Origin of the sequence: Massilia sp., from assembly GCF_046293535.1 — a bacterium.
Classification (GTDB): domain Bacteria; phylum Pseudomonadota; class Gammaproteobacteria; order Burkholderiales; family Burkholderiaceae_D; genus Telluria.
On record NZ_JBKBOV010000047.1, the window covers coordinates 1 to 25,673 of the forward strand.

23 protein-coding genes are annotated in these 25,673 nt (G+C 66.3%); 6 read left to right on the forward strand and 17 right to left on the reverse strand.

Annotation, left to right across the window (positions count from 1 at the left end; all coding sequences use genetic code 11):
* Window positions 1–165: 165 nt before the first annotated feature.
* From ACK4S9_RS19760 to ACK4S9_RS19805, 10 genes are all read right to left on the reverse strand, one after another.
* Window positions 166–1,626: a PA domain-containing protein gene (locus ACK4S9_RS19760; protein WP_409729096.1), complete on the reverse strand. Its 1,461-nt coding sequence runs from the start codon at window positions 1,624–1,626 to the stop codon at window positions 166–168.
* Window positions 1,623–2,033, reverse strand: coding sequence for a post-PEP-CTERM-1 domain-containing protein (locus ACK4S9_RS19765; protein ID WP_409729098.1), 411 nt, complete (start codon window positions 2,031–2,033; stop codon window positions 1,623–1,625). The genes ACK4S9_RS19760 and ACK4S9_RS19765 overlap by 4 nt, the downstream gene beginning before the upstream one ends.
* Before the next feature lie 10 nt (window positions 2,034–2,043).
* Window positions 2,044–2,748 carry a choice-of-anchor J domain-containing protein gene (locus ACK4S9_RS19770; RefSeq protein WP_409729100.1) on the reverse strand — a complete coding sequence of 235 codons (705 nt, stop codon included), beginning with the start codon at window positions 2,746–2,748 and terminating at the stop codon, window positions 2,044–2,046.
* A 236-nt stretch (window positions 2,749–2,984) separates the two neighbouring features.
* The gene (locus ACK4S9_RS19775; protein WP_409729157.1) at window positions 2,985–4,067 is read right to left on the reverse strand and encodes a branched-chain amino acid ABC transporter permease; all 1,083 of its coding nucleotides are present in this window, start codon (window positions 4,065–4,067) and stop codon (window positions 2,985–2,987) included.
* Window positions 4,068–4,072: 5 nt separating this feature from the next.
* On the reverse strand, window positions 4,073–5,095 hold the full coding sequence (locus tag ACK4S9_RS19780; protein ID WP_409729102.1) for a branched-chain amino acid ABC transporter permease: 1,023 nt from the start codon (window positions 5,093–5,095) through the stop codon (window positions 4,073–4,075).
* Between the two features lie 8 nt (window positions 5,096–5,103).
* Entirely contained in the window at window positions 5,104–5,835 is a 732-nt protein-coding gene (locus tag ACK4S9_RS19785; protein WP_409729103.1) for an ABC transporter ATP-binding protein, read from the reverse strand.
* Between the two features lie 58 nt (window positions 5,836–5,893).
* Entirely contained in the window at window positions 5,894–6,697 is an 804-nt protein-coding gene (locus ACK4S9_RS19790; RefSeq protein ID WP_409729105.1) for an ABC transporter ATP-binding protein, read from the reverse strand.
* A gap of 1 nt (window position 6,698) precedes the next feature.
* Window positions 6,699–7,901, reverse strand: a complete 1,203-nt coding sequence (locus tag ACK4S9_RS19795; RefSeq protein WP_409729107.1) for a substrate-binding domain-containing protein — start codon at window positions 7,899–7,901, stop codon at window positions 6,699–6,701.
* 19 nt (window positions 7,902–7,920) lie between these two features.
* The gene (locus tag ACK4S9_RS19800) at window positions 7,921–8,805 is read right to left on the reverse strand and encodes an alpha/beta fold hydrolase (RefSeq protein WP_409729109.1); all 885 of its coding nucleotides are present in this window, start codon (window positions 8,803–8,805) and stop codon (window positions 7,921–7,923) included.
* A 121-nt stretch (window positions 8,806–8,926) separates the two neighbouring features.
* Window positions 8,927–11,218, reverse strand: coding sequence for a TonB-dependent receptor (locus ACK4S9_RS19805; RefSeq protein ID WP_409729111.1), 2,292 nt, complete (start codon window positions 11,216–11,218; stop codon window positions 8,927–8,929).
* 271 nt (window positions 11,219–11,489) lie between these two features.
* Here ACK4S9_RS19805 and ACK4S9_RS19810 point away from each other — a divergent pair, with 271 nt between their 5' ends.
* Together ACK4S9_RS19810 and ACK4S9_RS19815 are read left to right on the forward strand one after the other, a co-directional pair.
* Window positions 11,490–12,422 carry a LysR family transcriptional regulator gene (locus tag ACK4S9_RS19810; RefSeq protein ID WP_409729113.1) on the forward strand — a complete coding sequence of 311 codons (933 nt, stop codon included), beginning with the start codon at window positions 11,490–11,492 and terminating at the stop codon, window positions 12,420–12,422.
* The gene (locus tag ACK4S9_RS19815; protein ID WP_409729115.1) at window positions 12,419–12,997 is read left to right on the forward strand and encodes a GNAT family N-acetyltransferase; all 579 of its coding nucleotides are present in this window, start codon (window positions 12,419–12,421) and stop codon (window positions 12,995–12,997) included. Before ACK4S9_RS19810 ends, ACK4S9_RS19815 begins: the two co-directional genes overlap by 4 nt.
* Here the strand turns inward: ACK4S9_RS19815 and ACK4S9_RS19820 are convergent.
* From ACK4S9_RS19820 to ACK4S9_RS19830, 3 genes are all read right to left on the reverse strand, one after another.
* Window positions 12,994–13,164, reverse strand: a complete 171-nt coding sequence (locus ACK4S9_RS19820; protein ID WP_409729117.1) for a hypothetical protein — start codon at window positions 13,162–13,164, stop codon at window positions 12,994–12,996. The two genes, ACK4S9_RS19815 and ACK4S9_RS19820, sit on opposite strands and share 4 nt — an antisense overlap.
* 92 nt (window positions 13,165–13,256) lie before the next feature.
* Window positions 13,257–13,643: a response regulator gene (locus ACK4S9_RS19825; protein WP_409729118.1), complete on the reverse strand. Its 387-nt coding sequence runs from the start codon at window positions 13,641–13,643 to the stop codon at window positions 13,257–13,259.
* A gap of 65 nt (window positions 13,644–13,708) precedes the next feature.
* The gene (locus ACK4S9_RS19830) at window positions 13,709–14,848 is read right to left on the reverse strand and encodes a GNAT family N-acetyltransferase (RefSeq protein ID WP_409729120.1); all 1,140 of its coding nucleotides are present in this window, start codon (window positions 14,846–14,848) and stop codon (window positions 13,709–13,711) included.
* Window positions 14,849–14,899: 51 nt separating this feature from the next.
* Between ACK4S9_RS19830 and ACK4S9_RS19835 the strand changes: the two genes are divergently transcribed.
* Both ACK4S9_RS19835 and ACK4S9_RS19840 read left to right on the forward strand, forming a co-directional pair.
* Window positions 14,900–16,948, forward strand: coding sequence for an NAD(+) synthase (locus ACK4S9_RS19835; RefSeq protein ID WP_409729121.1), 2,049 nt, complete (start codon window positions 14,900–14,902; stop codon window positions 16,946–16,948).
* Between the two features lie 28 nt (window positions 16,949–16,976).
* The gene (locus ACK4S9_RS19840; RefSeq protein ID WP_409729123.1) at window positions 16,977–17,315 is read left to right on the forward strand and encodes a P-II family nitrogen regulator; all 339 of its coding nucleotides are present in this window, start codon (window positions 16,977–16,979) and stop codon (window positions 17,313–17,315) included.
* A gap of 22 nt (window positions 17,316–17,337) precedes the next feature.
* On the opposite strand, the gene ACK4S9_RS19845 is transcribed toward ACK4S9_RS19840, so the two are convergent.
* From ACK4S9_RS19845 to trxB, 4 genes are all read right to left on the reverse strand, one after another.
* Window positions 17,338–17,943, reverse strand: a complete 606-nt coding sequence (locus ACK4S9_RS19845) for a trimeric intracellular cation channel family protein (protein WP_409729125.1) — start codon at window positions 17,941–17,943, stop codon at window positions 17,338–17,340.
* 158 nt (window positions 17,944–18,101) lie between these two features.
* Window positions 18,102–20,282: an ATP-binding protein gene (locus tag ACK4S9_RS19850; protein WP_409729126.1), complete on the reverse strand. Its 2,181-nt coding sequence runs from the start codon at window positions 20,280–20,282 to the stop codon at window positions 18,102–18,104.
* Between the two features lie 116 nt (window positions 20,283–20,398).
* A complete protein-coding gene (locus ACK4S9_RS19855) occupies window positions 20,399–21,058 on the reverse strand; it encodes a Smr/MutS family protein (RefSeq protein ID WP_409729128.1) in 660 nt (219 codons plus the stop codon).
* Between the two features lie 24 nt (window positions 21,059–21,082).
* The gene (trxB, locus tag ACK4S9_RS19860; protein WP_409729129.1) at window positions 21,083–22,048 is read right to left on the reverse strand and encodes a thioredoxin-disulfide reductase; all 966 of its coding nucleotides are present in this window, start codon (window positions 22,046–22,048) and stop codon (window positions 21,083–21,085) included.
* 206 nt (window positions 22,049–22,254) lie between these two features.
* Between trxB and ACK4S9_RS19865 the strand changes: the two genes are divergently transcribed.
* A complete protein-coding gene (locus ACK4S9_RS19865) occupies window positions 22,255–24,756 on the forward strand; it encodes a DNA translocase FtsK (protein WP_409729131.1) in 2,502 nt (833 codons plus the stop codon).
* Window positions 24,757–24,857: 101 nt separating this feature from the next.
* Entirely contained in the window at window positions 24,858–25,490 is a 633-nt protein-coding gene (gene lolA / locus ACK4S9_RS19870; protein WP_409729133.1) for an outer membrane lipoprotein chaperone LolA, read from the forward strand.
* Window positions 25,491–25,673 lie beyond the last annotated feature (183 nt).

The window sequence follows — 25,673 nt, forward strand, 5'->3', positions numbered from 1 at the left end:
GCGTCGTGTAGCCGCCTTTGCCATCGAGGTATTGCTGCACTATCGAGAGCTTGAAGCGCTCATCGTACTTCGTCATGAAAAAACCCCAAAAGTTGGTGTCCAACTTTTGGGGTTCAGTTCACGTCCCTCATCGGGATGCCGGCTTTTTCTTTGGCAGCCAGGCTGTTACCACCCGATGTCGCGCAGCAGCGGGAAGGTCAGGTCGCGCGGCGGCTTGACCACGTGCAGCAGGTCGGCATTGATCGACGGCTCCATCAGCTGGTTGGGCTTGGCTTCGGTGGTGTAGTGCGATACCGAGGAGCCGGGCTGGTTGATGCTGGGGCTGTACATCAGGATGCGCCGTTGCCGGTCGGTGCCGGCCAGCCGGGTCGGGTCGAGGCCGAAGGTGGCGATGACGCCCGACATCGTGCGCGAACGCTGCTGCAGCGCCGCCTTGATGGCAGCCCCGTCGGACAGGGTAATGCGCAGCGACGGGATCCGGATGCTCGGATCCGAGCCGCTCAGGCCGATGACGTCACCAGGAACATTGTCGACCACCAGCATGCCGATGGCGCCGGCCGCCTGGACGTTGCGCGCCTTGGTGACGAAATCGCAGCTGCCGCGGTCGACCAGGGCGATGTTGTTGCGCACGGCCAGGGCATTGGTGAAGCTGAGCGGCGTGCAGGCCAGTCCGCTGCCGTTCGGCTGGTCGACCACCGGCATCAGCTGGCCGCTCACGCCGCGTGCGCCCACCGGCGGGCCGAAGGACGCGTCGCCGACGTAGTAGTCGCCCCTCGCGGCCCCGGCGTTCGCGCCTCCGATGTTCAGGTTGGTGCGCGGCGCCAGCACGCGCGGCACCGCGGCGGTGACGTTCGGACCGTTCCAGGACAGGCCGCGCCAGCTGATGGCGGAGATGCGGCGCTGCTCGTCGGTCATGGCCACCCAGGGCATGTTGTTGCGGTTGTTCACCAGGAAGTAGTCCCAGATCGAAGGGATGCCGAAGAATTGTTCGCCGGTTCCGTCGTCGGTGAAGGTCTGGAAGCCGAGCCCGTGCGCCATCTCGTGCAGCAAGACCGTGACCAGGTCGATCTGGCCGCCCGCGCGCCGGTCCAGGCCCAGGTAGAAGGGCGAGCCCGGCAGGCAATCGGGGAACAGGCCGAGACGCGAATTGAAGCGCGCGATGATGTGCGGGTCGGTCGGCGCGGTCAGGTCTTCGCCGGCCAGCTTGCTGGCCAGCGCCGTCGGATACCAGGTGTTCGCGCGCGGCGCGTTCGGGAAATCGGTCCAGATCTCGTAGGCGCCGGCGGAACCGAGCACGGCGCCGGTCGCCGTGCAGGAGAGCGGCACGAAGGCCGCGCCGACGCGGATCGTCACGTTGCTGTCGAGCGTGGCGCCCCAGATGCTTGCTGCGCGCTGGAAGGCGATCAGGCGCTGGGCGCCCAGCGTGGTGCCGGTGTTGCCGCCGACCGGCGCGGCCGGCGTCGGGTCGTTGAAGCCTTCGCCCGGCGCGTTCAGGTTGACGATGACGATGGTGGCGGCCGCTTGCGCGGCGCCGGCGGCGCCGAGCGCGGCGGCGAAAGCGGCAGCCGAGCATGCCAGGGTGACGGCGAGGCTGCGCAGCAGCCCGGTGAAGGTGGTGGCTTTCATTGGCGTTGCTCCTCTGGCTGTGGGGCGCCGTGCTGGTGCGCGCCCTTGAGCGCATGGTCGGCGGCATGGGCGCCGTGCACGCATTGCTCCTCGAGCTTGCCGTCCGCGCCGCGGGTGACGACCGAATACACCATGCCGCGCTCGCCGAGCTGGACCGAGCGGCGCCCCCCGGGGCCGGTGACCATCTTCGGCGCAGGTGCGGCCGCGCCCGCCGCCGAGGTGTTGGTGCGCGGATGCAGGGCGCGCGCCTCGTCCGCGGTGGGAGCGCGCAGTTCGCCGGTGTCGGCGTCGCGCACGACCACCATGCCCTGCTGGGCCGGGGCCGGCTGCGCGTCGGCCTGCTGGGCGAGCGCGGGGAAGGCAAGCGCGGCCAGGGGCAGGAAGACCATCGATGTAGGATTGAACATGGCATTCTCCTCAAACGGTAGGGGGCGCCTGGTTGATGGATACCGGCAGCGCCCGCCTGCGCAGGCGCCGGGCATGCGCCCCGACCGCGCCCAGGCCCGCCAGCAACATCAGGTAGGTCGACGGCTCCGGTACGGCGGTAACCACCTTGACGGTATCGAGCCCGATGTAGGAAAGCGCTTCGGCATTACCGAAATAGCGGAAAGCGAAGCGTCCTTCTCCTTGGACATCGAGGCTCGTCGTCCATTGCGCCCATTGCGTGGGAAAACTGTTTTCGCCGCCGATGGCCAGCAGCAGGGTGTCGAAGCCATCGGCGCTGGTGTTGCTGCCGTAGCTGAAACGCACCTCGAGCTGGTCGAAGAAGCCGGGCTCGGGGGCGCGGTTGGTGAAGAAGGAGAGGGTGGTCAGCCCGTTCAGCGAGAGGGTCGGGGTGATCAGCCAGTTGTCCACCAGGCCGCTGCCGTTGGCGGCGCTCAGGTAGTTGACCCCGGCGTAGGAGCCGGATGCGCCGGACTGTGCCGGGAAAATGCTGGAATTGCCCTGGAACCATCCGTTGCCGGGCGGCGTGCTGCGGTTGATCTGCGCCCAGTCGGACAGCCCGGCCACGCTGCCGAAGCCTTCGTCGAGGACGACGACGCCGGCCGCATGGCCGGGTAGCGGCGCCCACGTGGTCGCCGCAAGGAGCGCCGCGCCGGCAAGTGAGGTAAGTCGTTTCATGATTCCCCTTTCGTACTGAGCCAGAAAGAAAATGGTGGTCCGCTCGCGCTGGCTGACGGCGAGGCCATATTGTCTTTATGGTATGAGCAGGCTGATAAGCAAACTTGATGTTCATTCAATGCATGGCGGCGCGAGACCGGCCTGCCTCAAGCGCGGGAAGGGAACTAAATCGTGGAAAAGAACACGGCCTCCGCGAAGGAGGCCGTGTCGACTGCAGGGGAGGGAGGAAGATGGGCCTAGCTGCGCTGGCGCGCCAGGAAACTGCGCAGCCTCAGCTTGCCGACGATGCCGATCGGGAAGAAATAGATCGACAGAATGAACAGCACACCCAGCCACAGCATCCAGCGGTCCGGATGCAGCAGCGCCGCCAGCATCGGCACGCCGGCCAGCGCCTCCGAGCCCGCGCCCATCAGCCCTTGCAGGTAGTTCTGCGCGAGGATGAACAGCGTGGCGCCCACCACCGCGCCGTACATCGTGCCCATGCCGCCGATGACGACGATCAGGAGGATGTCGGTCATCACCTTGAAGCCGAGCGAGGTGTCCGGGCCCACGTAGCGCAGCCACAGGGCCATCAGCGCGCCGGCCAGCGCCGCCACCAGCGCCGCCAGGCAGTTGGCCCAGATGCGGTAGGTCATGGTGCGGTAGCCCAGCGCCTCGGCGCGGAACTCGTTCTCGCGGATCGCCTGCAGCACCCGGCCGAAGGGCGAATTCACCAGGCGCAGCAGGAACAGGAACAGCAGCAGCGACCCGAAGAACACCAGGTAATAGGTGAGCAGCTTGCCGTCGATCGCGCGCCCGAACACTTCGTTCTCCATCAGCGTGAAGCCGGGCGTGAGCACCTCGGGCACGCTGAAGGTGATGCCGTCCTCGCCGCCGGTCAGGTCGGACAGCTGCGAGGCCAGCACCGCGAACGAGGATGCGACGGCCAGCGTGATCATGGCGTAGAAGATGGCGCGCACGCGCAGGGCGAACAGGCCCACCACCAGGGCCAGCGCCAGCGCCACCAGCAGGGCGATGGCGAGGCCGCCGATGGCCGCGCTCCAGGTGGGCTCGTCGACGCGCGCCAGGCCGATGCCGATGCCGTAGGCGCCGATGCCGTAGAACATGGTGTGGGCGAAGGAAACGATGCCCGTGTAGCCCAGCAGCAGGTCGTAGGAGGCCACCAGCACGATGTAGATGCAGATCGTGGCGGCGGTGTTGAGCGGGCGTGCGCCCGTGGTCAGGAAGGGCGCGAAGGCCAGTCCCAGCAGGATCAGGAGCAGCACGGCGGAGAGCAGACGGCTGCGCGGCATGTCGGCGGATAAAAGTTGGTGCAGCATGTTCATCAACCCCGCATCTTCGAGTACAGGCCGGCCGGACGCCACAGCAGGATCGCGATCATCAGGACGATGTTCGAGACCAGCGCGAACTTCGGCGCCAGGAAACCGGCATAGTTGGTCACCAGGGCCATGAGCAAGGCGCCGATGAAGCAGCCGCCCACGGAACCGAGGCCGCCGATGATGATGACGATGAAGATCAGGACCATCATCTCGCCGCCCATCGCGGCGGTCAGGGTTTCCTTGTACAGGCCCCACAGCACGCCGCCCATGCCGGCCAGCGCCGAACCCGCCGCGAACACGATGACGAACAGGCGCTTGATGCGGTAGCCTAGGCTTTCCACCATCTCGCCGTTCTCGACCCCGGCGCGGATCAGGAGGCCGATCTTGCTGCGGTTCAGGGTCAGGAACATGCCGATGAAGACCACCAGGCCGATCACCACCGCCACCAGGCGGTATTTCTCGATCGCCGCGTCGCCCAGGAAGATGGCGCCGCGCAGCGCGGTCGGCAGCGGCAGGGCGATGGTCTCGGCGCCCCAGATCACATGGATCAGCTGCTCGGCCACGATCATGCCGCCCATCGTGATGAGGATCTGCTTCAGGTGCTGGCCATAGACCGGCATGATGATCACGCGTTCGAAGGCCCAGCCCAGCAGCCCGGTGACCACCATCGCCACCGTGATGGCCAGCGCCAGCACGCCGAGGTTGATCAGGAGCGAGTCCATCTCGAGCCAGCCCTGCATCGGCAGCAGTACCATGGTGGCGGCAAAGGCGCCGACCGACACGAAGGCGCCGTGGCCGAAGTTCAGCACGCTCATCAGGCCGAACACGAGGGTCAGGCCGCTTGCCATGATGAAGATCATCATGCCCATCGCCAGGCCGGCGACGGTGAGGGTGACCCAGGTGGGGAAGCTGCCGACCAGGGGCAGCATGGCCAGCATCAGCACAGGCACCAAGAGCAGCGGCGCGATGTCGCGCGGCGCGCTGGGCAGGGGCGTATCCTTGCTGGCAATGGGAAGGGTTGCACTCATGGTGATTCCTATTGATGTGAATCCAAAGACAGGCCGAGCAGGCGCTGTTGCAGCTCCTCGTCGCCGGCAAGCGCGGCCATCGAACCGTCATGCACGACGCGGCCGTCGTCCATCACGCCGACCGTGTCGCCCAGCGAACGCACGAAGTTGAAGTTCTGCTCGACCAGCAGGATGCTGGTGCTGGTGTCCTTCAGCTCGCGGAAGGCCGCCATCAGGCTCTGGATGATGCTTGGCGCCAGCCCCTTGGTCGGCTCGTCGACCAGCAGGAGCTTGCGCGGCTCGACGATCGCGCGGGCGATCGCCACCATCTGTTTCTGGCCGCCCGAGAGGTTCCCCGCCGGGTAGTTCCAGAATTTTTTCAGGGCCGGGAAGAAGCCGCAGATCCAGTCCACGCGGGCCTCGTCCAGTGGACCGTTGCGCGCGGCCAGATACAGGTTCTCGCGCACCGTCAGGTCCGAGAACACGGCCATGCTTTCCGGGACATAGGCGATCCCGAGACGGGCGATGTCGGGCGTGGCCATCTTCGTGATGTCGCGGCCCTCGAAAGTGATCGCGCCGGCGCTGGCCTTCCACAGACCCATGATGGTGCGCAGGGTGGTGGTCTTGCCGGCGCCGTTGCGGCCCAGCAGGATCGACAGGCCGCCGCGCGGGACCACCAGGTCGACGCCCTGCAGGATGTGGTACTGGCCGATGTGGGTGTGCACGCCGCTCAGTGTGAGCAAGGGTTCTGTAGTTTTCATGGTGTCGTTGAACGCGCGGACGGGAGACCGTGATTCGGTCCACTGGACCGGATCACCCCTACGCATGTGCTGCGCTGTTTGCAGATTCGGGTGTTCCAAGATAGGCTTCCTGTACGATCTTCGATTGCATGACATCAAGCGGCTTGCCGTCCGCCACCAGGGTGCCGTTGTGCAGCACGATGATGCGGTCGGCCAGGGCGCGCACCACGTCCATCTTGTGCTCGACCAGCAGCACGGTCTTGTTGCGCTCCTGCTTCACGGCATGGATCAGGTCGAGCACCACCGGCACTTCGTCCACGCTCATGCCGGCGGTGGGTTCGTCGAACATCATGATGCTCGGCTCCAGCGCCAGCAGGATCGCCACTTCCAGCTTGCGCTGGTCGCCGTGCGAGAGCGTCGCCACGTAGGCGTCGCGGCGCTTGACCAGGCCCACGCGCTCCAGGTAGTGCTCGGCGCGCGCGATCAGTTCCCGGTGGCTCGACCAGATCGACAGGAAGTTCAGGCCCACGCCGGCGCGGCTCTGCACCGCCAGGCGCACGTTTTCGGCCACCGTCAGGTTGGGGAACAGGTTGGTGAGCTGGAAGGCGCGGCCTACACCCAGGCGGGTGCGTTTGGCGGCGCCCGCGCGGGTGATGTCCTGGCCATTGACGAACACGCTGCCCGAGGTGGCGGGCAGCTGGCCCGACACCAGGTTGAAGTAGGTGGTCTTGCCGGCGCCGTTGGGGCCGACGATCACCGTCAGGGTGCCGGGGTGGAAGTCCGCCGTCACCGCGTTCACCGCGACGTGGCCGCCGAAGCGGATCGTCAGGTCGCGGGTCGACAGGGACGGCTGGACCGTGCTCTGGGATGCTGGAACGCCCATGTCAGCGCTTGTTCCGCACCGGCAGCGGCAGTTCGGATGCCGGGATTTCGCGCACCAGTTCCAGCAGGTCCCACTCGTGCTTCTGGTCCTTCTTGATGCGGAAGTGGTACATCGGCTGGATCGCCTGGTGGTCTTCCTTGCGGAAGCTCATCCGGCCTTTCGGGGTGTCGAACGACAGGCCTTCCATCGCCGCCACCATCTCGTCGCCGTTCTTCGCGTTCGGGGCCTTCGACAGCGCCGCGTACACGGCGCCCGCGGCGGCCATCCCGCCGGCGGTGAACATATCCGGCGGCATCTTGAAGCGCTTGGTGTGCTCCGCCACCAGCCAGTCGTTCATCTTGTTCTTCGGGAAGCCGTAGTAGTAGTTGATGGTGCCTTCGGTGCCGGCGAAATTCTTCCAGGTTTTCATGACGGGCAGGATGTTGCCGCCCGGGGCCAGCACGATGCCGAAGCGTTCCGGCTTCATGTCGGCGATCTTGTTCAACGGGTTCGGGCCCGCCCAGACGATCTGCAGCACGCGCGGCTGCGGCTTGTCCTTGAGCTTGTCGAACAGGCGCTGGGCCGGCGCGGTGAAGTCGGTGGCGGTGGCCGGCGCGTACTCCTCGTGCACCACCACGCCCTTGCTGCCGGTGGTCTTGAGCGCCTCCTTGGCCGCTTCGATGGCGTCGCGCCCGAACGCGTAGTCCTGCGCCAGGAAACCGACGCTGCCGCTCTTGAAGGTGCTGGCGGCGGCCATCGCATCCTGCATCGAGCTGCGCGCGGTGCGGAAGATGTACTTGTTCCACTTTTCCTGGGTGATCGCGTCGGCCACGGCCGGTTCGACGATCAGCACCTTCTTGTATTCCTTCGCGACCGGCAGCATGGCGATGGCCGAGCCGGAGGAGGTGGTGCCGACCGCGAGGTCGACCTTGTCGTCGCCGTAGGCCTCGGCCAGCAGGGTGCGGCCCAGCGACGGGTTGGACTGGTCGTCCTTGACGATGACCTTGATCTTCCTGCCGTTGATCTGCATGGTGCCGCCGGTGAGGTATTCGAGGCCCATCATGAAGCCGGTCTCGGTTTCCTTGGCGTAGGCTTCCAGCGGGCCGGTCTTGCCGGCGATGAGGGCGATCTTCAGGTCTTTGCCCTGGGCATGCACGGCGGGGGCGGCGCTGGCGGCGAACGCCGCCACGATGGCGACGCTCAGGGGTTTGATCAGGTGGTGCATGTCGGTCTCCTTGTGATTCTTACGGTAGCTTGGCCAGGAAGGCGCGGATCGCCTCCAGCGCTTCCGGCTCGGTGAGCATGGGCGCATGGCCGACGTTCGGCACTTCCGCGTACTGCAGTTCCGGCGCGGCCTTGCGCATCCAGTCGGCCTGTTCCTGCTCGACCAGGTCGGACAGCGCGCCGCGCACCAGCAGGGTAGGGCGGCGCCGCGCCAGCCGGCGGAAGGCCATGCGCGCGGCCAGCGAGGTCGGGCGCAGTTTGCCCGTCTGTATCGCATTCGCGATATTCGGATCGTAACGCAGCGCCAGCCGTCCGTCATCCTTCTGTTCGAAGGCGCGGCGCGCCCACTTGCCCCATTCCTCGCTCGAATTGGCGGGGAAGGCGCAGGCGTTGATGTCGCGCAGGTAGTCGGCGGCGGCGTCCCAGGATGCGACGGAATTGCAGCGGCCCGCGTAGCCGGCGATGCGCTGCAGGCCGCGCACCGACAGCACCGGGCCGACGTCGTTGAGGATGGCGGCGGCGATCAGGTCGAGGCGCCGCGCCGCCACCGTCATGGTGATCAGGCCGCCCATCGAGGTGCCGACGAAAATGGCGCGCGACAGGCCCAGTTCTTCCGCCAGCCTGACGATGTCGCCGGCATAGACCGCCGGGTTGTAATTGTCCGGATTCGGGTCGTGGGCAGAATGGCCGCGGCCGCGCACGTCGACCGCGATCACGCGCCGACCCATGGCGGACAGCTCGGGTGCGAGTTCGTCGAAGTCGGCGGAATTGCGTGTCAGGCCGTGGATGCAGATCACCGGCAGCAGCGCGCTCACGCCGGCATCCGGGCTGCTGGCCGGATAATCGCGCGCGTACAGCGCCAGCCCGTCGCTGCTGGTGTAGCTGATTGGTGTGTAGATAGACACGCTGGCTTGTATCCTGTGAGTCGTTCGGGTCGGTTAGCGTTGGTTCGGGCGGCAAGCTTCCCGGCCGGCGCCTGTCGAGGCGCCGGCCTGGGGTGCCGCCGGGGTGCTTCCGTGGGAGGGCTTAGAAGCGGTACTCGAGCGTTGCCGAGACCTGGCGCGGGTTGCCGTAGAACGCGGTCAGGGTGCCTTCGTTGCCCAGGGTCGGGAACAGGTAGCCGCCGGTCTTGTAGTGCTTGTCGCTCAGGTTCTTGCCGTGCAGGCCGACGCGGACCTTGCCGTCGGTGCGGGTCCAGACGATGGAGGCGTCATACAGCTTGTACGATTCCTGGTCCAGCAGCGAGGCGGTCTCGAACTGGGCGGTGGCGCCCTTGTACGACGCGCTGCCGATCAGCGACAGCTTGCCGCCGTAGCCTGCCATCGGCATCGGGATGTCGTAGTTGAAGCGCAGGTTGGCCGAGTTCTTCGGGGTGTTCTGGAAGGTGCGCTGGCTCGCCACGTTCACGCCGGCCGCGATGTATTCCTTGTACTCGGCGTCGATGTAGCTGTACATGCCCGCGATCATGAAGTTCGGGGTGAGGTTGGCCACCGCTTCCAGTTCCGCGCCCTTGATCTTGGCCTTGCCCGCGTTGGTGGTCACGCCGGCGAAGCTGTCGTCCTTGCCGTCGCCGTTGGTGTCGATCGCCACCGAACCCGGGATCTGCACGTCCTGGTAGTCGCTGTAGAACACCGCGGCGTTGGTGGTGATGCGGCCGCCGTTGAAGGCCGACTTCAGGCCCAGCTCATAGGTCTCGATGGTTTCCGGCTCGTAGCCGCGCTGCGCCACCGCGATCGGAATGCGGGTGCCGACCACGTTCAGGCGCGGTTCGAAGCCGCCGCCCTTGAAGCCTTCGGAGTAGGACGCGTAGACGTTGTGGTCCTGGTTCAGCTTGTAGTTGAGGGCCACGCGCGGGGTGAATTTCTTGTCTTCGCGCTTCAGGACGCCGCCACGCAGGTCGGTGTCGGTGCGGAACAGGATGGCGCCGGCATTGCCCAGGGCCGGCGAGCCGTTCAGGCCCAGGTAAATCTGGCGCAGCACTTCGGCTTCACGCTTGTCGACGGTGTAGCGGCCGCCCAGCGAGACGCTGAAGGCCTCGGTGACGTTGTAGCTGCCGTCGGCGTAAATGGCCCAGGCCTTGGTGTCGATGTCGCCCATCGTGTAGGTCGACGTCGGGACGGCGCCGCCCAGGATGGTGTCGAAGTGGTTGAAGGCGTTGGCATCGATGTAGTAGATGCCGGCCACGCCCTGCAGACGGTCGCCGTTGTAAGTGAGGTTGAACTCCTGGCTGAACTGTTTGTTGGTGTACAGGGCCGGGACTTCCATGTCGACCACCGCCAGCGAGTCGAAGTCGATCGGCGCATAGGACTTGTCCTTGCGCGAGGCCGTGATCGATTTGAAGGTCCACTCGTTGTTGAAGGTGTATTCGACGGTGGCCGACACGCCGTGCGCCTTGACTTCCTGGTCGTGGCCGAGCGCCTTCATCAGGTTCGCGCGGGTGTCGAAGACGTTGGAGAGGATCGGGGCGCCGCTGGTGCGGCCGACGATCAGGCGGTGGCCGTTCTTCGGGCTGGAGTCGTCCTGGGTGACGTCGCCGGCGATGCGGATGAACAGGTCCTGGTTTGGGGTGAATTCGGCCGACAGGCGGGCGGCCGTCACATCCTTGTCGTAGTTCTCGCCGCCGGTGGTCAGGTTCTTGCCGAAGCCGTCGCGCTTGAAGCGGGCGAAGGTGCCGCCGATGCGCGCGGTGTCCGAGATCGGGGTGCTGGCGGTGGCGACGACTTCCTTCTGGCCGTACTGGCCGACGGTGGCGCGCAGGCGCGCGTCGGTCTGCGGCGCCAGCTTGCGGGTGACGTACTTGACGGCGCCGCCGATGGTGTTGCGGCCGTACAGCGTGCCCTGTGGGCCGCGCAGCACTTCGATGCGTTCGACGTCGTAGATGTCGGCCACGGCCGCTTGCGGCCTGGCCAGGTAGATGTCGTCGATGTAGATGCCGACGCCGGACTCGAAGCCGGCCAGCGGGTCGGCCTGGCCGACGCCGCGGATGAAGGCGGTCAGGGTCGAGTTGGTGGCGCGCGAGGCTTTCAGGGTGGTGTTCGGCAGGGCGGTGGCGAGGGCGGTGATGTCCGGCGTCGCTACCTTGGAGAGCTGGTCGGCGCTGAAGGCGGTGACCGAGACCGGCACGTCCTGCAGGGTTTCCTCGCGGCGGCGGGCGGTCACGACCACCTTGTTGACGCCGCCTTCTTCGGCACTGGCGACCGGCGGGGCGGTGGTGGCTTCCTGGGCGTAGGCCACGTTGCCGCCCGAGAGGACGAGCAGGGCGACGGCCGATTGGATGGCGGGGTTCAGCAGCTTCAGTTTGTTCTTGGTCAGACGCATTAATGTCTCCTAATTTTTGATAGCGGCATGCGTTCAGGTTTTCGCATGGTCAGCAGTGTGCCTTGCTCCGGTTTGGTTCGATAGTCAACAATCGCCCACCCCTTTGTGCAAAAATGCACAGCCCGCCGCACCAGGCTCGTGCGCGTGCCGACGAGGGAGAAATCGGGCGGCGCACCGTTTGTGCGCTGCCGCATGACAAAAGCTCCAAATGATTGCAGGGGGAATGTGCACTAGTGCACAATATGCTTATTGATATCGAACAACGGGCCCGATGAATACGCTGCCTGAATGGACCGACCTGCGTTTCTTCCTCGAGCTGGCGCGCGCCGGCACCCTGTCGGGCGCCTCGCGCCGGCTGGACGTGGAGCACACGACCGTGGCGCGCCGCATCGACCGGCTCGAGGCCCAGCTCGGCTCGACCCTGTTCGACCGATCGCGCGAAGGCTACGAGCTGACCGAGGTCGGGCGCGCGCTGCTGCCGCATGCCGAGGCGATGGAAGGCGCGGCGCTGGCCGCGGCCGAACAGATCGGCGGGGCCGAGGTGGCGGCGCACGGCGTGGTGCGGCTCGGCGTGCCGGAGGTGTTCGGGGTGCGGGTGGTGGCGCCGCTGCTGGCCAGGCTGCTGGAGCAGCATCCCGACCTGTCGATCGACCTGCTGGCGCTGCCTAGCTTCGCCAACCTGGCCAACCGCGAGGCCGACCTCGGCGTCACGATGGACGCGCCGACCACCGGCCGCTACATGGTCACGCGCCTGGCTTCCTTCCACTTCTACCTGTATGCGTCACCGGGCTACCTGGCCAGGCATGCGCCGATCCGCACCCAGGCCGACCTGGCCGGCCACGACTTCGTCGACTACGTGCAGGACCGGCTGGCCAGCCGCGAACTGTCGTACCTGAACGAGCTGGGTTTCACGCCGCGGCGGCGCATGTGCTGCTCGGGCATGACGGCGCAGCTGGAAGCCGCGTCGCTCGGCATGGGCCTGATGATGGCGCCGCCCTATGCGGTGCCCGACAACGGCCGCCTGGTGCGGGTGCTGCCGGATTTCCACGCCGAGCGCGCATTCTGGCTGGCGGCCCCGACCGACCTGTACCGCCTGCGCCGGGTGAAGGTGGTGTGGAACCTGCTGCGCGAATGCGCGGAGAACCATCCGGACCTGTTCGTGGCCGATGGATGCGGGCTTGTCGGCGGCGTGAACGCGACATGAACCCTTCCTGGGCACGCGAGGATGTCGAGGTGACTGAGCCGATGAACACCATGATCCGGCACTTCCAGCCGGCCGACCGCGAGGCCGTCAATGCCGTGGCCTGCGCCGCCTTCGCCCAGTACCGGCACGCCTACCAGGACTGGCCCACGTTCAATGAGCGCCTTGCGCGCATGGCCGACCTGGCAGGCCAGGCCGACCTGATGGTGGCCGAATCGGCAGGGCAGGTGCTCGGGGCGGTGGTGCACGTCGGCCCGGGCAAGCCGAGGAGTGCGGTCTTTCCCGAGGATTGGTCGGTGATCCGGATGCTGGTGGTCGCGCCCGCCCATCGTGGCCGGGGCGTCGGGCAGCAGCTGGTCGCGGCCTGCCTGCGCTGTGCGCTGCGCGACCGGTCCCCTGCGGTCGGCCTGCATACCAGTCCCATCATGACGACGGCGCTGCGCCTGTACCTCCACCTGGGCTTCACGCGCGACCGCGCGCTCGACCCGATCCACGGCGTGCCCTACGCCCGCTACGTGCTGCCGGCAGGGGGTGTGCAGGCAGCGCTCGGCCGGCTCGCCGGCCAGGCCCCGGGCTAGACGCCGCTCGCGCCATGCAGGAGGCCGCGCACGAAGCCCTCGATGCCGGCGCCGAACCACAGGCACAGCGCGGCGCCCAGCAGCAGGTCGCGGTTGCTCTTGCGGTAGCCGAGGACGAGGAGGACCAGGCCGGTGAATTCGAGAAGGTAAGCGAGGATTTCGGTCATGTCGGCGCTGCGGCAGCTAGTTGAAAGGACGCGATTCTAGCGGGTCGCAACTGGCCGAAGAGGCACACATTTCCACGCGCGACAAGCGTGCGTCAGGCGGTGAGTCCATTGCGCTCGAGGGTGCGAGCGAGATCGGCGTGAAAGGCCGAGAAGTCCAGCGCCTTCTCCACGAAACCGCAGGCCCCGAGCATGCGGGTGCGCACCTGGTCCGAACCGCTGCGCGAACTCGACAGGACAATGATGGGGATGTCGGACAGGAAGGGTTTCGAGGAGAGTTCCTTCAGCACTTCGAAGCCATCCACCTTGGGCAGGGCCAGGTCCAGCAGGATGACGTCGAAGTCGCGGGTTTCGTCCAGTGTGCTCAAGGCCTGTTCGCCATCGGATACCACCGTCACCTGATAGGCGCTGTCGCAACGCTGCAGCGCGCGCTGCGTCAATTCCGCGTCCAGCGGCAGGTCATCTACGATCAGAACTTTCATCAGCCGATAGTACCCCGAATCGGGGGAGTGTGTCGAAAGTTCACATTTTCCCGCCCGTCCGCCGTTCAGCGGCCGGGCCGGAACGGATTGCGCTCGTTCAGTTCGTCCATGTAGTCGTCGATCCCGCCTTTTTCACGCTCCAGGAAACGCTCGATCGCATCGGCGAACGCGGGATGCGCCAGCCGGTGCGCCGACCAGGTGCGGGTCGGCAGGAAGCCGCGCGCCATCTTGTGCTCGCCCTGGGCGCCGCCCTCGAAAGCCCCGATGCCTTGTTCGATGCAGAACTCGAGCGGCTGGTAATAGGCCGCCTCGAAATGCAGGCAGGGCACGTGCTCCAGTTCTCCCCAGTAGCGCCCGAACAGCGTGGTCTCGTTGTGGATCACCAGCGAAGCCGCGATGTCCCGCCCCGCGCGCGCGGCGATGACGAGCAGGATGTTGTCGGGCATCGTGTCTCCGATGCGCCGGAAGAAGTCCAGGTTCAGGTAGGGCGTCGAATAGTGGGCCTGGTAGGTGTGGCGGTAGCAGCGGTTGAACAGCACCCAGTCCGCGTCGGTCGCGTCGACCCCGCGCACGCGCCGCAGCGTGACGCCCGCCTCGCGCACTTTTCGCCGCTCGGCGCGGATGTTCTTGCGCTTCTTCTGTTCGAGCGTCGCCAGGAATTCCTCGAAGTCCTTGTAACCCTGGTTCAGCCAGTGGAACTGCACGCCGCTGCGCAGCATGAAGCCGGCATCCTGCAGCCGGCGCGCCTGTTCCTCGGGCGGGAACAGCACGTGGGTCGAGGAGACATCGAGCGCGCCCTGCGCGGCCACCAGCACGTCGACCAGCGCGGCCCGGGCCGCATCGCTGACCGCCAGCAGGCGCGGCCCGGCCACCGGCGTGAACGGAATCGCCGACAGGAGCTTCGGATAGTACTCGACCCCATGCCGGTGGTAGGCGTCGGCCCAGGCCCAGTCGAACACGTACTCGCCGTAGGAATGGCCCTTGACGTAGAGGGGCAGGGCGGCGGCCAGCTTCTTGCCGTCGTACAGGACGATGTACTGGGGCTGCCAGCCGGCCTCGGGCGCCGCGCTGCCCGATTCGTGCAGCGCGTGCAGGAAGGCGTAGGACAGGAAAGGATTCGGATCTTCCTGCGCCCGCACCAGGCAATCCCAGGGCGCCTGGCCGATCTCGGACAGAGAAGAAACGATATGCGTGCGATAATTCAAAATGACATCCCTAACGAATTGATGAGCGACGACTTTGCGAAAGTCTCACCAATGAACAAGCAATTTTTCAATCTCTACACGCACCACTTCGCCCGCGTCGCGGTGGCCATCCCGCGCTGCCGCATCGCCGATCCGGCCTTCAACGTCGAGCAGACCTTGACGCTTGCCCGCCAGGCCGCCGACGAAGGTGCCGTGCTGGCGGCCTTCCCCGAACTGGGTCTGTCCGCCTACAGTTGCGACGACCTGTTCCACCAGCGCGCGCTGCTCGACGCTTGCCTCGAGGGCCTGGCGAAGATCATCGAAGCCTCGAGGGCCCTGCCGGTGACGCTGGTGGTCGGCCTGCCCCTGAAGGTCAACCATCAGCTCTTCAATTGCGCCGCCGTCGTCGCCGGCGGCCGGGTGCTGGGCGTGGTGCCCAAGAGTTTCCTGCCTAATTATGGCGAGTTTTACGAATCCAGGCAGTTCAGCGCCGCCGATTGCGCGGCGGTCGACCAGATCGAGCTGTTCGGCGCCACCGTGCCTTTCGGCGCCAACCTGCTGTTCGAGATCGAGAACCTGCCGCTGTTCCGCTTCCACGTCGAGATCTGCGAAGACGTCTGGGTGCCGGTTCCGCCCTCGTCCTTCGCCGCGATGGCCGGCGCCACGGTGCTGGTGAACCTGTCGGCGTCGAACGTCGTGGTGGGCAAGAGCGGCTACCGCCACCAGCTGGTGAGCCAGCAGTCGGCGCGCTGCCTGGCGGCCTACCTGTACACCTCGGCCGGTTTCGGCGAGTCGAGCAACGACATGGCCTGGGACGGCCAGTCGCTCATCTACGAGAAGGGCGAGCTGCTGGCCGAGTCGGAACGCTTCAGCGAGGACTCGCACCTGATCTTCGCCGACGTCGACCTGGACCGCCTGTCGAACGAGCGCATGCATGCGACCACCTTCGCGCAGTCGGTGCGCCGCCATGCGCAAGAGGTGTCGAAGTTCCGCCTGGTACGGTTCACGCTCGAGCTGCCTTTGGCGCGCGACCTGCCGCTGGCGCGCACGGTCGAACGTTTCCCCTACGTGCCGGCCGACCAGGCGCGCCGCGACGAGCGCTGTACGGAGGTGTACAACATCCAGGTGCAGGCCCTGATCCAGCGCCTATCGAGCACCAACATCAAAAAGGTGGTGATCGGCGTCTCGGGCGGGCTCGACTCGACCCACGCGCTGCTGGTCTGCGCCAGGGCCATGGACCGGCTCGGCCTGCCGCGCACCAACATCCTCGCCTACACCATGCCGGGCTTCGCCACCAGCGAGCGCACGCTCAGGCAGGCCAACGAGCTGATGGCGGCGGTGGGCTGCAGCGCCCAGCTGATCGACATTCGCCCGAGCTGCATCCAGATGCTCAAGGACCTCGGCCACCCCTACGTGGAAGGCAAGGCGGAATACGACATCACGTTCGAGAACGTGCAGGCGGGCGAGCGCACCAACCACCTGTTCCGCCTGGCGAACTTCCACAATGCGATCGTGATCGGCACCGGCGACCTGTCCGAGCTGGCGCTGGGCTGGTGCACCTACGGCGTGGGCGACCACATGTCGCACTACAACGTCAACGCGAGCGTGCCCAAGACCCTGATCTCCTACCTGGTGCGCTGGGTGGCCGAGACCGGCGGCGTGGTGGAGAATGGCGCCGAGGTGCTGCTGAAGATCCTCGACACCGAGATCAGCCCCGAACTGGTCCCGGGCGGGGACAAGGACGGCAAGCCGGCCCAGATCACGGAGAACACCATCGGCCCCTACGAGCTGCAGGACTTCAATCTGTATTACACCCTGCGATACGGCTTCAAGCCGAGCAAGGTGGCCTTCCTTTCCTGGAGCGCCTGGCACGACCGCGCGCAGGGCCGCTGGCCGAGCGCGGCCAACGTGCGCAACGAATATGGGCTCGATGCGATCAAGAAGAACCTGGGCATCTTCCTGTGGCGCTTCTTCAAGACCAGCCAGTTCAAGCGCACCTGCGTGCCCAACGGACCGAAGGTCGGCAACGGCGGCTCGCTGTCCCCGCGCGGCGACTGGCGCGCCCCTTCGGATTCCGAGGCCACCGTGTGGATGGACGACCTGAAGAATATCCCTGACTAATCCCTGTTTTTACGAGAGAGACAAGAACATGAAACAGATTACCTGCGTGATCAAACCCTTCAAGCTGGACGAAGTGCGCGAGGCGCTGGCCGAAGTGAACGTCACCGGCCTCACGGTGACGGAAGTGAAGGGCTTCGGCCGCCAGAAGGGCCACACCGAGCTGTATCGCGGCGCCGAGTACGTGGTGGACTTCCTGCCGAAGGTGAAGATCGAGGTGGTGGTGGACGACGGCATGGCCGATCAGGTGGTCGACGCCATCATCAAGGCGGCGCGCACCGGCAAGATCGGCGACGGCAAGATCTTCGTCCAGAACGTGGAGCAGGTGATCCGCATTCGCACCGGCGAGACCGGCGCGGACGCGGTCTGACCGGCCCAACGCGCGTGGGGCCTCAGCGCCCCATCCGCAAATCGAACTTCCAGGTGAGCAGGCGCAGCCCGCTGATGAACGTCGCGCTCGTCCACAGAGCGAAATCGGGCTCCACGCCGTAGTGGCGCATCATGAGGAACAGCCAGTTGCCCAGGAAGGCGCAGATCGCGTAGGGCTTCCCGTCGCGGAACACCATCGGCACTTCGTTGCAGACGATGTCGCGCAGCACCCCGCCGAAGATCCCGGTGATCACCCCCATCATCGAGGCGATGAAGAAGGGCATGCCGGCCGCCAGCGCGGCCGACACGCCGGCCACCGAGAACAGCCCCAGGCCCACCGCGTCGGCGATCACGATCAAGCGTTCCGAGACGATCTGACGCAGGGTGCGGATCAGGGGCGAGGCGACCAGGGCCAGCACGAAGATCAGGATCGCATATTCCTGGTGGATCACCCAGAACAGCGGCCGGCGGTCGAGCAGGATGTCGCGCAGGGTGCCGCCGCCGAAGGCGGTGATGAAGGCCACCGTGAAGACACCCACCAGGTCCATGCGCTTGCGCCGCGCTTCGATGAAGCCGGAGAAGGCGCCGACCAGGATCGCCATGATTTCGATGAACTTGATGAGGGTCATGCGGTAATGAAGAGCTGGCAGTGTTGCTAGACTACCATGCCGCTCTGCGTTTACGGTAGGGTGGGCGGGTCTCCCGCCCACGCGGTGATCGCTGACGTTTGAAGCTTCGCGGCGGTGCTGGCGATAGTTGAACGCGTGGGCGGGAGAACCCGCCCACCCTACAACAGCGGTAGACGCACCGAGAAGACCACCTCGTTCCCGTCATGGCGATACGCGATGTCGCCATGGTGCTCGCGCACGATCTGCTGCGCGATGTACAGCCCCAGCCCCATGCCGGTGCGGTTGCGCGGGTTGTTGAGCGAGGCGCGCTTGAAGGGATTGAACAGGGTCGCCACCAGTTCCGGCGGGATCGGGCCGCCCGCATTGCTCACCTCCACCACCGCCTCCCGGCCTTCCACCCGCACGCAGACGCGCACCGGCTTGCCCACCTCGCCATGGTGGCGCGCATTGCTCAAGAGGTTGGACAGCACCTGGGCCAGCCGTCCACTGTCGGCGTTCACCATCGCCTGTTCGTCGCAGGCGAGCTGGAAGGGGATGGTCGGGTAGGCCAGGCGCGCTTCGTCGATCAGGTCTTCCACCAGCGCGGCCAGGTCGACCGGCTCGAGCGTCACGCCCAGGCCCAGTCCGCCGTCGATGCGGCTCATGTCCAGCACCTGGGTGATCATGCGCTGCATGCGGCTGGTGGACGACTGGATGCGCTTGCCCAGGGTCGGCTGGCTGCTGCCCTTCTCGAGCACCATGCCGGCCATGTTGATCGAATGGAGCGGGTCGCGCAGGTCGTGCCCGAGCATGGCCAGCAGCTGGGCGCGGGTGGCGTCAAGCTGGGCTCGGCGCGCGGTCATCACGCGCACCAGTTCGGCGAGGGTCAGGCGGGAGTTGACCAGGATGGTCGATTCCCACGGATGCGCATGGCCGCGCACCGTCTCGTACCAGGCGTCGAACGAGCCGCGCGGGGTCAGGCGCTCGCCCAGCGGGCCGAAGGCGGTGGTCTTCTCGGGCCGGCCGCCCCAGGCGACCTGCTCGATCTGTTCGACGCGCAGCAGCAGGTTCCAGCCGTTCGCGGCCGGATCGAAAGGCAGGGCCAGCAGCCCGACCCACTTGCCCAGGCGGGCGCGGATCGGTTCCGGCCAGTCGTCCAGCTTCTCGCGCACCACCAGGTCGTGCGCGCCTTCGGGCAGCGAGGCGACGATGGCTTCGGCCAGGTCGAGCGGCAGGTCGCCGCGGACCTGCACCTTGTGGTAGTAGCTGGTGACCTGGGCCTGGGCCTGGGTTGCGGCCAGGATGGCATCGTGGAAGCGGCCGAAGGTCTCGAGCGGATCGTCTTCCAGCAGCAGGTCTTCGACCAGCTTGGTGCGGGTCGAGGCGGAGCGCTCGATCATCTGGCTTTCCAGGCGCGACTCGATGCTGTGGATGGTCGAGGCCATCACCTGGGCCAGCACGTCGCAGGCCATGCGGATCGAGTAGGGAACGAGCCTGCGCGACATGTGGTGGCAGGCGATCAGCCCCCACAGCTGGCCGTTGATGGCGATCGACACGCTCATCGAAGCGCCGACGCCCATGTTCTTGAGGTACTCGATGTGGATCGGCGAGACGCTGCGCAGCACGGCATGGCTCATGTCGAGCGGCAGCGCTCCCGGCATGCCCAGCAGCGGCACCATGGTGTCGTTGACGTCGATGATCGAACGCAGCGTGTTCAGGACGTACAGGCGGCGCGCCTGGGCCGGGATGTCCGAGGCCGGATAGCGCTGGCCGAGGTAGGGCACGATATCCTCGCGCCGGCTTTCCGCGACCACGTCGCCGCTGTCGTCCGGGCGGAAACGGTAGGCCATCACGCGGTCGAAACCGGTGATCTCGCGGATCTGGTCCACCGCGATGGACAGCAGGCCGTCGATGGTCTTCTGGCGGCGCAGGCGGTCGATCGACGCGTGCGCCCTCAGCGCGAACTGCGCCACCTCGTCGGCGCCCGCCTCGCGCCGCTCGAATTCGGCGATCACCCGGCCGAAGGCGGCATGCACGATGCAATCGAAATCCATGTCGCCGATGCGAACCGGGACCATCGAGGGAGTGACTTCGGGTTCGCCCGGTCCGATGTAGTCGAGCAGGAGTTCGAGCGCCGCCGGCGGCAGCGCCAGCGCGGCATAGGAAGCGCCGGGTTCGGGCGCGAGGCCGAGCAGCGCAGGCGCGTTCGCGCTCCAGCCTTCGAGCGCGCCGTCGGCGTTGAAGAAGAGGAGGGCGCCGTGGGGCTGGATCGAGCCGGGGAGATGGATCGGCTCGTCGGCGCAGTTCAGCAGGTCGACCTGGCGGCCGTGCTCCATGGGAATCGCGGAAGTACCCTTCAATTCGCCACCATTCCCTTCTCGTCAATTCCGGCGAATGCCGGTGGAGCGCATTTTACATGTAATACATATCAGGACACATTGTATTGTTGTGTCCATGTTGCACTCCGTACGGCGGCTTACTCGAGCAAGGCAGGGCGCAGCAGCACGATCAGGGCACCATGGCCGCCGTCTTTCTTTCCTGCAACGCAGAAGGCGACGACTTCGCTTTTCTGGACCAGCCAGCTGTGCACGATCCCGCGCAGGACCGGCTGGCCTTGCGGGGAGCCGTAGCCGATGCCATGGACGATGCGCACGCAGCGCACGCCGCGGCGGTTGGCGCGGTGGAGAAAATCGGTGACGGCGTCGCGCGCCCCGTCGCGGGTCAAGCCGTGCAGGTCGAGTTCGTCCTGCACGGGCCAGTGGCGCTTGCGCAGCTTTTTCACCACGTCGGGGCCGACGCCCGGCTGGGCGTAGCTCAGCGATGGGTCTTCGTCGAGCAGGCCCTCGACGTCGAACCCGTCGGACAGCGACTCGCGCAGCACCGCTTCGATCTCTTCTTCCTCGGTGAGCGGCGTGCGGTCCTTGAAAACACGGTCGGAGGCCACGTACACCGGACGGTACACGTAGCGGTCGGATTCGGGAATCTTGGTGACGCCCTGCATCGCGCCGCGGAATTCCACGGCGCGCTCCTTCGCGATCCGCTCGCGCTTCTCGCGTTCGGCCCGCTCGATGGCGCGCACGCGCTCGTCTTCCTTGAGCTTGTCGCGCAAGCCCTTCAGTTCGGAAAAGTCCTTCATGCCCGCCATCGTATATCGACTCCTTTACTTCGGGTCGTCCTCCAGCGCTTCCAGGTAGCGCTGCGCGTCGAGCGCGGCCATGCAGCCGGTGCCCGAGCTGGTGATCGCCTGGCGGTACACGTGGTCCTGCACGTCGCCGGCGGCGAACACGCCCGGCACGTTGGTGGCGGTGGCCATGCCTTCCAGGCCCGAGCGGGTCTTGATGTAGCCGTTCTGCATGTCCAGCTGGCCTTCGAAGATGCCGGTGTTCGGCTTATGGCCGATCGCCACGAACAGGCCGTGCACGGCGATGTCCTTGGCCGCGCCGGTCTCGGTGGACTTGATGCGCAGGCCGGTCACGCCGCTGTTGTCGCCCAGTACCTCGTCCAGGGTATGGTTGAGTTCCAGCACAATCTTGCCTTCCTGAACCTTGTGCATCAGGCGGTCGACCAGGATCGGCTCGGCGCGGAACTTGTCGCGGCGGTGGATCAACGTGACTTTGGAGGCGATGCCGGCCAGGTAGAGGGCTTCCTCGACCGCGGTGTTGCCGCCGCCGATGACCGCGACTTCCTGGTTGCGGTAGAAGAAACCGTCGCAGGTGGCGCAGGCCGACACGCCCCTGCCCATGAAGGCCTGTTCCGAGGGCAGGCCGAGGTACTGGGCCGAGGCGCCGGTGGCGATGATCAGGGCGTCGCAGGTGTACTCGTGGCTGTCGCCGACCAGGCGGATCGGCTTCTCGTTCAGGAAGGTCGTGTGGATGTGGTCGAACACGATCTCGGTGTTGAAGCGCTCGGCATGCTGCAGCAGGCGCTGCATCAGCTCCGGACCCTGGACGCCCAGCGGGTCGCCCGGCCAGTTCTCGACGTCGGTCGTGGTCATCAGCTGGCCGCCCTGTTCGACGCCGGTGACCAGCATCGGGCTCAGGTTGGCGCGCGCGGCGTACACCGCTGCGCTGTAGCCGGCAGGACCGGAACCGAGAATCAGGACTTTGGCGTGTTTGGAAGTAGTCATGGGAGGCTTCAATAAGAGATGAACAAGCGGAAACTGGGGGCGGCCTTCGGAAAGATCAAGGCTCGGTTTGCAACACAAGATTATAGACGATGATGCACGCGAGCATGAATCGTAGGCAGGCCCAGCCGTATATGGCTTAGAATGGCTGGATTGTCGATAGCGAACACTTCTTTTTCGCTTTCAATGCCACTTTCGTAGTACAAGCAATGAGCAAGAACAGCCAAGCCAGCACCTCTGGATACACCCGCACTGCGCAATCGACGCGCGCCCGCCAGCCCCTGCCTGGCCGGTTGTCGCGCCTCCTGTCGGAAGCGCGCTGGATCGCCATGGCCGTGGCCTTCCTGTATTTCGTGCTGATCTTATTAAGCTACAACAAGGGCGACCCGGGCTGGTCGCATGCCAATGCCGTGCCCAAGATCGCCAACCTGGGCGGCAAGGCCGGCGCCTGGCTGTCCGACCTGCTGCTGTTCATCTTCGGGTTCTCGGCCTGGTGGTGGGGCGTGATCTTCCTGCGCGGGGTCTGGAAGGGCTGGCGCCGCCTGACCGACAAGCTCGGTCCGGCGGGCGACGAAGCGCCACATGCCGGCGAGATGTACGTGCGCTGGACCGGGTTCGTCATCATGCTGGCCGGCAGCCTGGGCCTGGAATACCTGCGCCTGTGGTCCTGGAACGTCGAACTGCCGCGCGCCGCCGGCGGCGTGCTGGGCCAGTTGATCGGCCATTCGGCCCACGTCGCCTTCGGCTTCACCGGCGCGACCCTGCTGCTCCTGCTGCTGTTCGGCCTGGGCTTCTCGCTGTTCTTCCAGGTATCCTGGCTGGCCGTGGCCGAGCGCATCGGCGAGACGGTCGAGAACAGCATCGGCTGGTTCCGCATGCGCATGGAAGACATCGAGGACCGCAAGCAGGGCGAAGCCGCCGCCGTCAAGCGCGACGAACTGGTGGTCAACGAGCGCCAGAAGTACACCGAAAAGCATCCGGCCCCGCCGCCCATCGTCAAGGCCGAGCCGGTGCTGGAGCCGCGTGCCGAGCCGGCCCAGGCGCCCGTTCAGGCGCCGCACATCCTGCCGCCGTCCACGCCGGCGTCGCTGTCGATGCCCGCGGCCGCGCCGTCGGCGCAGGCGCCGGTCCCCTCGATCAAGATCGAGCCGCAGATGACCAGCGTGCCGAAGTCCGAGCGGGCCCAGAAGGAAATGCAGACCCCGTTGTTCCACGAACTGGCGGGCGACGGCGGCCTGCCGCCGCTGGCGCTGCTGGACGAAGCCCCGCCGGCGCAGGAAGCGGTGGCGGTCGAGACCCTGGAATTCACCAGCCGCCTGATCGAGAAGAAGCTGTCCGACTTCGGCGTCGAAGCCAAGGTCGTGGCCGCCTATCCGGGACCGGTGGTCACCCGCTACGAGATCGAGCCGGCCACCGGCGTCAAGGGCAGCCAGATCGTCAACCTGGCGCGCGACCTGGCGCGTTCGCTGTCCCTGACCTCGATCCGCGTGGTCGAGACCATCCCGGGCAAGAACTACATGGCGCTCGAGCTGCCGAACCCGAAGCGCCAGATCGTGCGCCTGTCGGAGATCGTCGGCTCCAAGGTCTATGGCGACAGCGCCTCCGCGCTGACGGTTGCCCTGGGCAAGGACATCGCCGGCAAGCCGGTGTGCGCCGACCTGGCCAAGATGCCGCACCTCCTGGTGGCGGGCACCACCGGTTCGGGTAAATCGGTGGGCATCAACGCGACCATCCTGTCGCTGCTCTACAAATCCGACCCGGCCGACGTGCGCCTGATCCTGATCGACCCGAAGATGCTGGAGATGTCGGTGTACGAAGGCATCCCGCACCTGCTGGCCCCGGTCGTGACCGACATGCGCCAGGCCGGCCACGCCCTGAACTGGGCGGTCAACGAGATGGAGCGCCGCTACAAGCTCATGTCCAAGCTGGGCGTGCGCAACCTGGCCGGCTACAACGGCAAGATCGTGGAAGCGGCCAAGCGCGAGGAGCACATCCCGAACCCGTTCTCGATCACCCCGGATGCGCCCGAACCCCTTGAAAAGCTGCCGACCATCGTCATCATCATCGACGAACTGGCCGACTTGATGATGGTGGTGGGCAAGAAGGTGGAGGAGCTGATCGCCCGCATCGCCCAGAAGGCGCGCGCGGCCGGCATCCACCTGATCCTGGCGACCCAGCGGCCGTCGGTGGACGTGATCACCGGCCTGATCAAGGCGAACATCCCGACCCGCATCGCCTTCCAGGTCTCCTCGAAGATCGACTCGCGCACCATTCTCGACCAGATGGGCGCGGAGACCCTGCTGGGCATGGGCGACATGCTGTACATGCCTCCGGGTACCGGCCTGCCGATCCGCGTGCACGGCGCCTTCGTGTCGGACGACGAAGTGCATCGAGTTGTAAAACATCTGCAATCGCTGGGCGAACCGAACTATATTGAAGGCATTCTCGAAGGGGGCACGCTGGAAGAGGGCAATGCCGACGGCATCCCGGCGGGCGAGGGCGGCGGCGAATCCGATGCGCTCTACGACCAGGCCGTGGCCGTGGTGCTCAAGAACCGCAAGGCGTCGATTTCGCTGGTGCAGCGCCACCTGCGCATCGGCTACAACCGCGCCGCCCGCCTGATCGAGCAGATGGAGCAGAGCGGACTGGTGTCGCCGATGCAGTCGAACGGCAACCGCGACATCCTCGTGCCTGCCACCACCGCCGAATAACCCGGCCGGACGGATTGTCGCCGGCCTTGTGCTGATGCTTTTCGTAGCGTGGGCGGGTTTCCCGCCCACGCGTTCGGCCAGCCGCAGAGTAAAGGATACGTATGCAAACAAGCAGGAAATTCGCATTCGCCGCGCTGATCGCGGCGTCGCTCGCGGCCGGCGCAGCGCAGGCCGCCGCCCTCGACCAGTTCAAGAGCTTCGTCGCCACCACCAAGTCCGCCAAGGGCGAATTCACCCAGCAGCAGCTGACCAAATCCAAGAGCGGCAAGGCCGCCCCGGTCTCGAGCGGCAGCTTCGTGTTCGCGCGCCCCGGCAAGTTCATCTGGACCTACCAGAAGCCCTACGAACAGCTGCTGCAGGCCGACGGCGAAACGCTCTACATCTACGACAAGGACCTGAACCAGGTCAGCACCCGCAAGCTGGGCAACGCCCTGGGCTCGTCCCCGGCCGCCATCCTGTTCGGCAGCAACGACCTGGAAAAGAACTTCGCCCTGTCGGAGGCGGGCGAGCGTGACGGCGCCGAATGGCTGACCGCCGTTCCCAAGGCGAAGGACACAACCTTCGAACAGATCGGCATCGGCCTGAAGGGCGGCGTGCCGGTGGCGATGGAACTGAAGGACCAGTTCGGCCAGGTCTCGCTCTTGAAGTTCACCAACTTCCAGCGCAACCCGGCGCTGGGCGCCCAGCAGTTCACATTCTCGGTGCCGAAGGGCGCCGACGTCGTCAACCAGTAAAGCCCGCCTGCCGGGCGCTGCGCCTCCCTGCCTTCCGTACAATCGGTCTGCACGACCAACGGCAGGCCAAAGGAGCGGCTGACAAAACCATCAGGGCAAGGCGCGTCGTCGAAGACAGTACGCTAGTACGGCGAGACGACGCAACGCAGCCATGAGGGAAATTGTTAGACGCGCACAAGGAGC

Excerpts from the sequence above, each read along its gene's own strand:
- ACK4S9_RS19760 (WP_409729096.1), bottom strand. The coding sequence starts at position 1,626 with ATGAAAGCCACCACCTTCACCGGGCTGCTGCGCAGCCTCGCCGTCACC.
- ACK4S9_RS19765 (WP_409729098.1), bottom strand. The coding sequence starts at position 2,033 with ATGTTCAATCCTACATCGATGGTCTTCCTGCCCCTGGCCGCGCTTGCC.
- ACK4S9_RS19770 (WP_409729100.1), bottom strand. The coding sequence starts at position 2,748 with ATGAAACGACTTACCTCACTTGCCGGCGCGGCGCTCCTTGCGGCGACC.
- ACK4S9_RS19775 (WP_409729157.1), bottom strand. The coding sequence starts at position 4,067 with ATGCTGCACCAACTTTTATCCGCCGACATGCCGCGCAGCCGTCTGCTC.
- ACK4S9_RS19780 (WP_409729102.1), bottom strand. The coding sequence starts at position 5,095 with ATGAGTGCAACCCTTCCCATTGCCAGCAAGGATACGCCCCTGCCCAGC.
- ACK4S9_RS19785 (WP_409729103.1), bottom strand. The coding sequence starts at position 5,835 with ATGAAAACTACAGAACCCTTGCTCACACTGAGCGGCGTGCACACCCAC.
- ACK4S9_RS19790 (WP_409729105.1), bottom strand. The coding sequence starts at position 6,697 with ATGGGCGTTCCAGCATCCCAGAGCACGGTCCAGCCGTCCCTGTCGACC.
- ACK4S9_RS19795 (WP_409729107.1), bottom strand. The coding sequence starts at position 7,901 with ATGCACCACCTGATCAAACCCCTGAGCGTCGCCATCGTGGCGGCGTTC.
- ACK4S9_RS19805 (WP_409729111.1), bottom strand. The coding sequence starts at position 11,218 with ATGCGTCTGACCAAGAACAAACTGAAGCTGCTGAACCCCGCCATCCAA.
- ACK4S9_RS19810 (WP_409729113.1), top strand. The coding sequence starts at position 11,490 with ATGAATACGCTGCCTGAATGGACCGACCTGCGTTTCTTCCTCGAGCTG.
- ACK4S9_RS19815 (WP_409729115.1), top strand. The coding sequence starts at position 12,419 with ATGAACCCTTCCTGGGCACGCGAGGATGTCGAGGTGACTGAGCCGATG.
- ACK4S9_RS19820 (WP_409729117.1), bottom strand. The coding sequence starts at position 13,164 with ATGACCGAAATCCTCGCTTACCTTCTCGAATTCACCGGCCTGGTCCTC.
- ACK4S9_RS19825 (WP_409729118.1), bottom strand. The coding sequence starts at position 13,643 with ATGAAAGTTCTGATCGTAGATGACCTGCCGCTGGACGCGGAATTGACG.
- ACK4S9_RS19835 (WP_409729121.1), top strand. The coding sequence starts at position 14,900 with ATGAACAAGCAATTTTTCAATCTCTACACGCACCACTTCGCCCGCGTC.
- ACK4S9_RS19840 (WP_409729123.1), top strand. The coding sequence starts at position 16,977 with ATGAAACAGATTACCTGCGTGATCAAACCCTTCAAGCTGGACGAAGTG.
- ACK4S9_RS19845 (WP_409729125.1), bottom strand. The coding sequence starts at position 17,943 with ATGACCCTCATCAAGTTCATCGAAATCATGGCGATCCTGGTCGGCGCC.
- ACK4S9_RS19855 (WP_409729128.1), bottom strand. The coding sequence starts at position 21,058 with ATGAAGGACTTTTCCGAACTGAAGGGCTTGCGCGACAAGCTCAAGGAA.
- trxB (WP_409729129.1), bottom strand. The coding sequence starts at position 22,048 with ATGACTACTTCCAAACACGCCAAAGTCCTGATTCTCGGTTCCGGTCCT.
- ACK4S9_RS19865 (WP_409729131.1), top strand. The coding sequence starts at position 22,255 with ATGAGCAAGAACAGCCAAGCCAGCACCTCTGGATACACCCGCACTGCG.
- lolA (WP_409729133.1), top strand. The coding sequence starts at position 24,858 with ATGCAAACAAGCAGGAAATTCGCATTCGCCGCGCTGATCGCGGCGTCG.